We start from the raw sequence: 9493 nt of genomic DNA on the forward strand, positions 1-9493 counted from the left end.
AGCTCGCTTCGCGGCAGCTCCTCTTTGGTTTATTGAACAAACGGGCAGGATAGTTACAACCAATTATTACCACCTATAAACCAAGATTTAAGTTAAAATTGTAATCAGAATCCTAATGTGTTGGAGGTATGCCTAAGCAAAATATAAATAACAGGAATATTTTTAAGAGCCTTATTAAAAACGGAGGAATCGAAGGCTGATGAATATAGCAGATATCCGATATGATCACTTCAGAGAAAAAGATTATAATGTCGCAAAAGAATTATTAAGCTATGACGTCGACGCGGGTGAAAACATCCTTCGCGTCCTTGCTGAAGAACCGGAATTGTTTATTACCGCGTTGATTGATGATAAGCTTGTTGCACTGGCCCAAGTGAACGAGCCTGCATCTCAGTCCTATTTAACCGTGTTTGTCGCTCCGCAGTTTCGCAGGCAAGGAATCGGTTCTGCAATGTTAAAGTATGCTGAAATCAAATTGCGGTCGGGCGGAACCCAAAAAGTAAGGAGTTCCTTTCGTGCCGGTCATCAATCATCTCTCGCGTTTGCATGCAAGCTCGGTTATGACAAATACTTTTCATCGGCTTTGATGGAGCGAACCGGCGATCCCTTTCCCCTGGAGGAGCTTCCTGTGAGGCTGTATACGAACGAAGACTATCTTGCTAGTCAGTCGCTATATGCCACAGCTTTTCATGAAATGCGCATCCGTGTCAGGTGCTTTCCCGATTCTGTGATTGCCCAGCCCAGTGAAATAGAACGAAGTGCATGGAATAAGGATGCGGAAGACCGTTTTGTCTACGAAATAAATGGGGAAATCGTCGCTTATAGCCACCTTTCTGGTAATGAACTCAGCATTATCTCCGTCCGTACAGACTTTCAGGGGCTTGGGATCGGTAGAAAGTTTGTTATGTATTTATGCAACGAGATCTATCAGCGCGGCAGTGCAAACGTCGATCTTTGGTGTGTTGTCGGGAATTCTGCCAGAAATCTGTATGAAAGCCTTGGTTTTAAAGAAAAGTATATTATGGAATTCATGCGTAAAACGCTGTAATTTCTGCCGTATTCCCTTGACAGGAACGCATTGCAAATTTTGCATTCATACCACGGCGTCTTAAGATCCATGAAGAAGGATGAGCATATCCAGCTCTTAAAAAGTCATGTTGATTACCTTGGACAGCAATACGATTGGATTCATTCCATCGGTCATACAAAAGCAACAAATGGTGTATTTATATTTTAGAGAGGTTCTATGTAAATCATCGTGCTGCATTTGATGATTTTACAGAAATTGAGAATCTGGAACAAATTCTATCAAAACTGAATGCACATTGTGTTCTATTAACATTGTCTCCAGATGTTGTTGAGTCCAGATTTGTTGAAAGTCGTGGCGAAAGCTGGAAATCATATATTATGGGAAATCACTCCACAACAACTGAAGCATGTATCAAGTTTTTAGAGGATCAGGAAAAATTACGTAATTGTGCGAAACAATCAATAATTCCTACGTTAGAGATAAAGATCGGATAATATTTATTATGCGGCACCATGGAAATTTTGAAAACGTATTTCCTTCTTACTTACGTGATTATTATGCAATTGATTTTTCTAATGATGACCAGTTTGATAGAAAATTTGAAGAACTTGTTCATCGTATTTATCGACACAATTCATTTGAAAAAGCTCCGCTCGGGTCAATGCCAAGCTTTATTTCCGCAAATAAGCAGCAGCATCCAACCATGACGGAAAAGAAAATGCATCCAATAAAAAACGATAACATTTTCGAATCCTTTTCGAGCCTTACCATACCTAAATCGTTTACTGACTTGGATAAAGAAGAATTCCTACGTTCAAGTTATGATGAACTAAAGCAGCGTTTTACCCAACTATTTGATCATGTTAAAACACAAACGGCGGGGTTTACGTATCAATTAGACGAAGAAAACAATAAAAAACTTATTTATAAGCTTTATATTCACGGTCAGCATAAAACTAGCTTGAAAATGTTGATTGGAGGTTTTAGTTATTCATCTCCAACGATTAATTTTGCATTTGGTAGTAATCATTCCATCTTTAATGACAATTCGTACAATGAGATGATATCTATCGAAGAAACAGATAACCAACTGGCTTTGAAAATGTTGATGGGTTTACGTAATAACAATAGTCTAGTTAACCCAGTTGATATCGTAAAAAGAATTTGGGAAGATCACGTGTTACCTTATTTAAAAAACTAATGATAAGGTGGGATTGAAATGTATTTTAATACATATGAAAACTTTATTAGAAGACTATCTGATTTTGCAGGTGGTAGGTACTACATCGAACTAATTTTATTATTAATTCCAAAAAGGTACTGAAAAATGTTTTGTTTCATCGGCGAGAGATGGCGATAAGCCAATACATTTTATTGTCGCAAGTGACGATAAAATTATAATTGGGTTTACTAATTGGTTTGGCGAAGAAAAGATAGAAATTTCATTTACCTCATATAATAAAAAGGATATTATTTCTTATAATGTTTCTTTATCTAGTCCATATCCAAAACAACTTTATGAATATACTTGGTTGAAGGAAATACTAGTCAGCATCAGTTTTAATGATGGTACAAAACTTATTATAAATAATCAGGACTACTCACCAGAAGAAAATTCCTTTGCTAAGGCAGTGCATTTACAGTAACAAAAATAAGCCCTCGAATAATATTAGTATTATTGAATGACAGCATATATCTTTTTTCGACAGCGCGATTCGACAAAATATTGGTAATTTATGTCGTATAGTTAAATGTGCTAATAATTATTGAACTGGAGGAAAAAAATGAGGTCGCCATATATTTCGAAAGTGAAGATTAAGAATTTTAGGAATTTTGTAGATGAGGAAGTAATTCTAAATCATAAGCAAGTGATTATTGGTGAAAACAATATCGGCAAAACAAATTTTATTAAAGCTCTGCAACTAATACTAGACCCTCAATTATCGGATGATGATAGAAACTTGCAAGAATCAGATTTTAATGAGCAATTAATCGATCCGATGATTAACGGGGAAATAATAGAAATTGTTGTTGAGATTAGGGGATACGAACACAATAGGAATATTTTAGCTGTTCTTAGTGATGCTACTGTATCAACTAGCCCTCATACCTTAAGGTTAAATTATAAATATTATCCGATACCAAGAGCCGATGGCTCTAATGCATATGAATATAAAATTTTTCAAGGAAATGATGAAGACCAATCATTTACATATAAACAAAGAAAGTATTTAAATTTAAAGGTCATTAAAGCATTACGAGATGTAGAGAGTGAAATGAAAAGCTCGAAACATTCTCCTGTACTTCAATTACTTCGACAATATGACATTGATAAAGACGAACTCAAAGAGATTGCTGAAAGGATGAAAGAAAACAGCGAGCTGTTGTTAACAATAGATGAAGTCAATGATTTAGAAAAACGGATTAATAACCGATTTGATGAAATTATTAAAATTGAAAGAGGAACTGAAATTAAGTTTGAAACCATAGATGTAAATACACAGCGATTAATTAATAGTATAAAAACAATGGTGGGTCAAGAACGTTTCAGACGCTCAATCAGCGAAAGTAGTCTTGGACTGAACAATATTTTATATATCACTTTGATGCTCTTACTTATTGAAGATAAAACTATTCCAAGGATTATGAAGCCAAGCTTGTACGAAAGTCTTTTAGAAAAAGAGCATAGCCAAATCATAACTACATGCTACGATATTAGCGACAAAGGAAAATATGTACTTAAAGATGGATTGGAACCTAATGTTATAAGTGCTCTTTATAATTTTATGGATATACACAACCCACCACTAAAAGGCTTTACGTTCTTGGCGATTGAAGAGCCAGAAGCCCATTTGCATCCAACGCTTCAACGTATTTTATATCAGGATGTAATGCGCGGATCGACATCCATTTTGTTAACGACACATTCTACGCATATTACTTCGGTGGCGCCGATTGACTCAATTGTACACTTGTTAAGAACGGCGGAGAATGGAACAAAAATTAAAGCAACATCTGATTTGCAGATGTCATTAAAAGATAAAAAAGATATTGAAAGATATGTGGATGTTAAGCGAGGAGAATTATATTTCGGAAAAGGTATTATTTTGGTTGAAGGCATTGCTGAGGAATACTTAATACCGAGCTTTGCTGAAATTATGGATGTTTCTTTAGATTCAAAAGGAATCATTGTATGTAGCATTGATTCGACTAATTTCAAACCATATTTCAAATTTTTACATGCGCTTGGTATTCCATATGTCATCATTACTGACGGTGACTATTATATAAACACTACTAATCAAAAAGGTGAAGCAATTCGGCAGTATCATATAATAAAGGAAACTTCACACGCAAGCTATGGGTATTTAGGTTATGAATTAGCATTTAAATCTCTTGTAGAGCTAGATAAAATTGCAGAAAGGGAGATACCTCAAACATCTGAAATACAAATTCAAAAACTAAATGAGTTTGGTGTTTACGCTGGCGAATACACTTTGGAAGTTGAAATTATGAGTGTTTGTGGTGATGATGATGAATTAAAGTCTGTTATATCAGACATTTATAATGATTTGACATTAGGTGGCGATATTCAAAAGAGAAATTTCAGAAATGAATTAGATCAAAAGGAATATTGGAAATGCCTCTTGAAAATAGAGGGAAAAGGTATTGGAAAGGGAAGATTTGCTCAAAAACTTGCAGCTGTATCTAGGGTGGGGCATGTGCCTCAATATGTAAAAGATGCGATTGAAAATATTATTTCAAAAGTCGAGGTTAATGTAGACTGATGACGACATATTACCAACAGAAACTTGAAGAAATATATAGGGATGAAAAACAAGTTGAAGCTTATTTTTCTGATACAAATACTGTTGTAATTGCTGGACCTGGTAGCGGAAAAACATCAGTGCTGACTCTCAAAATAATGAGCTCTTTGCAAGTGATTAATGAACCAAGAGGACTTGCTTGTATTACCTATAGCCGGGCAGCTGCAACAGAACTAAAAGATCGGTTGAAGAAGTTGGGCTGCAACCTTTCCCGGCAAAATGTATTTGTTGGAACGGTCCATTCATTTTGCATAGCTGAAATAATTAAACCCTTCTCTCATCTGTATCCATCTTATGAAATTCCCGAAACGTTTGATATTATTTCTGAAAAAGATAAAAAGGAACTTTTTTATGAGATTAAAGATGAATTGGGATATGGTGATATAGTAGTAACTATTGAAGAAATGGATAAGGAAAGAAGTTTAAATATTGAGGGTTTAAGCGAAGTCGTTATTGAACCATACGAGATTGCGCTCAATGTTGCACGTCACTACGAAAATAAGATTAAAGAAAAGAGTAAGATTGATTTTCTAGATGTAGTTAAATTCGCAACGATGCTAATACAAAAAGAAGAGTATGTAAGAAGGTGTTTGGAAGCAAAATTTCCATGGATTTTTGTAGACGAATATCAGGATTTAGGTAAACCTTTACATGAAATGATACTGTCACTCTTCAATAGAACAAGTATTATTTTTTTTGTTGTCGGCGATCCTGATCAGTCGATATATGGGTTTAATGGGGCTGTACCGGAATATCTTAAGGAGTTGGCAAGTAAACCTCTTTTTAAAGAAGTTAAATTATTATCAAATTATCGAAGTACACAAAAAATTGTAGAAGCAACAGAGTTAGTGCTAGGCCACCAAGAAAGGCGGGAAGCGAAAGCTACAATTGAAAAGGAAACAGAATTCCACTTTATTGTTTGCAATTCCGAGTTCACTGAACAATATAATGAAATTGTTTCTAAAATTATTCCAAGGTGCATAGAGCAAGGGATACCATATGACGAAATAGCGATACTTGTTGCTAATAATCCTACTGCAAGAGAGCTTGGTGAAATTTTCAAATTTAACCATATTCCTTATTACCTCAATAAGTTTGAGTATGAGAGAAGTGAGGTGATAGTTTGGTTAGAACAATGTGCGATGTGGACTGTAGATCATGAGAGACAATCATTTAGTTCCTTATTTGAATTTTGGATTCGATTATTGCAGGAGCATAATTGGGTATTAGATTCAAAAGCAAAAGCTTTAGAAAGAATAAAGTTTATGGCAACTTTAGAGGGAAGCGCGATATATTCTGACAAATTGCCAAATTGGTTGCAATACATTCTTGTTAATTTTAGATTAAAAGAATTGCTAGAGTATTCTAAAATTCACCAAGATGAAATAGATAACTTAGAAAAAGTATGCGAAATAGCCTCCTCAGGCGAATTTGCAGGTTTTGATATTGCTCGTTTTGGACAATTGGGTAAACCGGATAATCAGGTCACTATTTCGACAAGACATAGTTCGAAAGGGTTAGAGTTTGAGGTTGTAATTTTACTGGGTATGGAAGAAGACCATTTTCCAAATTATTATTCATTAAAAGATCCTAAAAAACTAAGTGAAGATTATCGTGTGTTTTTTGTTTGCATAAGCAGAGCAAGAAGAGTTTGTTATCTGCTAAGGAGTGAATGGCATACAAAAAAAACAAAGTATGGATTGAAAACATTTCGATACAAACCCTCACAATTTTGGAAACTGTTGCACGCAAATTATGGAGAGGAAAACAGAATGTAAATTTTCAATATAAATAAAGCGCCCTAAATTTGGGCGCTTTATTATGAGACCTTATCCAAGGTATCGCTGCAACCTTTGTGAAAATACCCTTTGGTGTACCTTGATTTAATTAAGTGATTTTTTCAAACGTTCTGGAGGACAACAATTCCTAAGAAGTTGAATAATAAAAATAAACAAAAGAAGCCCAGATCATGCATAAAATGCAGCTCAAGGCTTCTTTTGATTATCTAAGTAAAAGATGCTGTACATAAATAGTACTAGTAACTTGCATATTTAGAAATTTTTTTTCGCAGCCGCTGCCCTGTCGGATGACAAGAAAGTAGTCCGATTAGTTTCTGCGTAAAACACAGATTTTTTATTTTATCGGATCACATTCTTGTCATTTTTTAGTGTCAAGAATGTGATCCGATTGCCGACAAGGTCATATAATAAATTTACTGAAGGGGACTAAGCTAACGGGCAGTTATTTTTCAATAGCTCTTGTTTTATGCTCGAGACAATGGTAACATTTAACGGGAACATGTGTTTGTTTTTTTGTATTTTCCAACGGATAGGGGGAATAGGCGTGGTTGAAATCATTGAAAAAGAGCAATTTTCGGTTATTGGAAAATTAGGAAAGGGGTTTGCTAATGAAGCTCCCCAATGGATACCATCATTATGGAAAGAAGCAAATAGTAACTTTATTGAGATAAGCAACCTCGCCATCCATCATCATGTGCAAGCTACTCCCGTTTGTTTCGTTAAGGAGCCGATGTGTACATGATCCAATTGACGAACCGCCAGGCACGGCAATTTCTGCTATTGAAGCACGGGCTGTTGGGCGAATATCAATTTACCGGAAAGCAGGGAGTATTGGATTTTGTGCGGCAGGTCGGCTGTATTCAATACGATCCCATCGATGTTTGCGGAAAAAACGCCGAACTGGTGTTGCAGTCGCGAATCAAAGGATTTACCAAGAACATGCTCGCCGAGTTGCTGTATCAAGATAGAAGCCTTGTCGATTATCCCGACAAGAATTTGGCCATTATCCCTGTCGAGGACTGGCCGTATTTTGAGCGGTACAGGCAGGCCGCCCGACAACATGCCAAGCGCTATCCCGAAATGGAAGCGTTGATAGAGCAAGTACGGGCTCACATCCAAAATCACGGTGCGCTAAGTTCGGATGATCTAAAATTGGATGGAAATTTCACTTGGCAATCGGCCATCCACTGGAGCAGCGGAAACAATTCATCCCGGTCGGTGCTGGAGCAGATGTACTCGACAGGCGAGTTGATTATACATCACAAAAAAGGAACGCGTAAATATTACGATATCGCCGGGAAGTACATACAGCCAAATCTGCTGAATGCACCGGAGCCGCTGGAGGGCGAGCATGAGCATCACAAGTGGCGGGTACTGCGTCGAATCGGCGCTGTTGGCCTTTTATGGAATCGCGCCATCCGATGCCTGGCTGAACATATGGGGATTGAAAGCGGAGCAGCGCAACGAGGTTTTCCGCCAACTGTTGTACGAAGCTCGCATTGTTGCTGTTGCCGTGGAACAATTGAAGGATATACTGTACTGCCGCGCGGAGGACTTGCCGCTTATTGAAGCCGTTCTGCAAAATCCGGCGCCGAAATGGCGCTGCGAGCTGATTGCCCCACTAGATAATTTCATATGGGACAGAAAACTGATCAACGTATTGTTTGGATTCGATTACACCTGGGAGATTTACACGCCTGCAATCAAACGGAAATTCGGCTATTATGTGTTGCCGCTAATATACGGAGAAAGCCTCATCGGACGAGCCGAGGTAATCGCGGAGCGAAAATCCGAGACGCTCGTTGTTAAAAACATCTGGTACGAGAACGACATAAAGCCAACAAAGCAATTGCGAACAGCCTTGAACAATTGCTTTCAAAATTTTGCATTATTCAACGGATGCGAGACGATTTCGACAGAGTCTATGAACTGATATTTCCAGTTCCCCGGTAACATTTGCCGACAAGTTTCCGCGTACGAAACAGGTAAGCCGACGCGTCCGGTAGCGCCGTTGTATGTGTACTTGAGTTTCTAGTGGGGGGTTCAAGCGCGGCGGGCTAAACTATTCCAGCTAATAGCTTGTCAATATTTAATTATTAATGAATACAATGAAGGATGCTATACTGATAAAAGTGCATGACAAATAACCGTCCCATACAAATTGGGAAGGTTTTCCTCGATGTCTAAACTTTGCTTATTCAATCTAGACGGAAAGGTTCTTTCTTGGTTAATATCGCATATATCCAGTGGATCAGTCTATTTACACAAGCGATCACAGCTACTTTAAACACTTTGCCTTCTGCACGCTTTTTGTCGTAATAAGCCCTTATTCTCTTATTACGCGAGCTTCGCAGACCACACCTTACAGCTTGATATAAGGCTGTTCGGAGCCTCCTAGAACCACGTTTGGTGATTTTATTTCGGGTTGCTGTAAACTTGCCGGAAGAAAACACACTTGGGTCAATACCGGCAAACGCAACGAGTTTCTTTGCGTGATCGAACCGATCAATTTCCCCGATCTCAGCTAAAATTGTTGCAGCAATTTTGGTGCCAATGCCGGGTATTGATTGGATTAAATCATATTCCAGCAATTCTTCAGCCAGAGCCTCTATTGATTTATCAAGCTTCGCTAGATGTATGTACGGTTCCCGGGTGATGGCACTCCATTTACATGATAATAACGGAAGTCGTGCCCAACACGGGTTACCCGTTGACGGCACGATTGATTGGTCTACAACCATGAAAAAAATTGCGCAAACGGATTATTCAGGTGCGACTGCAATAGAGGCCATGAATTGGGATTATGAGGATTTAACGGCTAAAGAGTTTTTACATAA

The 9493-nt window shown here is 37.6% G+C and carries 6 protein-coding genes and 3 pseudogenes; 8 read left to right on the forward strand and 1 reads right to left on the reverse strand.

Translation table 11 applies throughout. The features are described from left to right. Window positions 1–199: 199 nt before the first annotated feature. From GC093_RS07660 to GC093_RS36310, 7 genes and pseudogenes are all read left to right on the forward strand, one after another. On the forward strand, window positions 200–1048 hold the full coding sequence (locus GC093_RS07660; protein WP_171651289.1) for a GNAT family N-acetyltransferase: 849 nt from the start codon (window positions 200–202) through the stop codon (window positions 1046–1048). Window positions 1049–1532: 484 nt separating this feature from the next. After that, window positions 1533–2231 (forward strand): hypothetical protein, encoded by a 699-nt coding sequence (locus GC093_RS07665; RefSeq protein WP_171651290.1) that lies wholly within the window; start codon window positions 1533–1535, stop codon window positions 2229–2231. A gap of 607 nt (window positions 2232–2838) precedes the next feature. Beyond that, window positions 2839–4818, forward strand: coding sequence for an ATP-dependent nuclease (locus GC093_RS07670; protein ID WP_312886472.1), 1980 nt, complete (start codon window positions 2839–2841; stop codon window positions 4816–4818). Next, window positions 4818–6635, forward strand: a complete 1818-nt coding sequence (locus GC093_RS07675) for an ATP-dependent helicase (RefSeq protein WP_171651292.1) — start codon at window positions 4818–4820, stop codon at window positions 6633–6635. Before GC093_RS07670 ends, GC093_RS07675 begins: the two co-directional genes overlap by 1 nt. 565 nt (window positions 6636–7200) lie before the next feature. After that, the gene (locus GC093_RS07680) at window positions 7201–7398 is read left to right on the forward strand and encodes a hypothetical protein (protein WP_171651293.1); all 198 of its coding nucleotides are present in this window, start codon (window positions 7201–7203) and stop codon (window positions 7396–7398) included. Next, window positions 7395–7979, forward strand: a pseudogene (locus tag GC093_RS36305) (DNA glycosylase AlkZ-like family protein); the annotation flags it as partial. The gene GC093_RS07680 and the pseudogene GC093_RS36305, both read left to right, overlap by 4 nt. Window positions 7980–8007: 28 nt before the next feature. After that, on the forward strand, window positions 8008–8589 hold the full coding sequence (locus tag GC093_RS36310; protein ID WP_281365184.1) for a DNA glycosylase AlkZ-like family protein: 582 nt from the start codon (window positions 8008–8010) through the stop codon (window positions 8587–8589). Window positions 8590–8854: 265 nt separating this feature from the next. Here the strand turns inward: GC093_RS36310 and GC093_RS07690 are convergent. After that, window positions 8855–9292, reverse strand: a pseudogene (locus GC093_RS07690) (transposase); the annotation flags it as partial. Between the two features lie 19 nt (window positions 9293–9311). Between GC093_RS07690 and GC093_RS07695 the strand changes: the two are divergent. After that, window positions 9312–9493 (forward strand): annotated as a pseudogene (locus tag GC093_RS07695) (sugar phosphate isomerase/epimerase family protein); the annotation flags it as partial.

Origin of the sequence: Paenibacillus foliorum, from assembly GCF_013141765.1 — a bacterium.
Classification (GTDB): Bacteria; Bacillota; Bacilli; order Paenibacillales; family NBRC-103111; genus Paenibacillus_S; species Paenibacillus_S foliorum.

Bases quoted from the DNA above. Each gene is read 5' to 3' on its own strand.
- GC093_RS07660 (WP_171651289.1), top strand. From the start codon at position 200: ATGAATATAGCAGATATCCGATATGATCACTTCAGAGAAAAAGATTAT.
- GC093_RS07665 (WP_171651290.1), top strand. From the start codon at position 1,533: ATGCGGCACCATGGAAATTTTGAAAACGTATTTCCTTCTTACTTACGT.
- GC093_RS07675 (WP_171651292.1), top strand. From the start codon at position 4,818: ATGACGACATATTACCAACAGAAACTTGAAGAAATATATAGGGATGAA.
- GC093_RS36310 (WP_281365184.1), top strand. From the start codon at position 8,008: ATGAGCATCACAAGTGGCGGGTACTGCGTCGAATCGGCGCTGTTGGCC.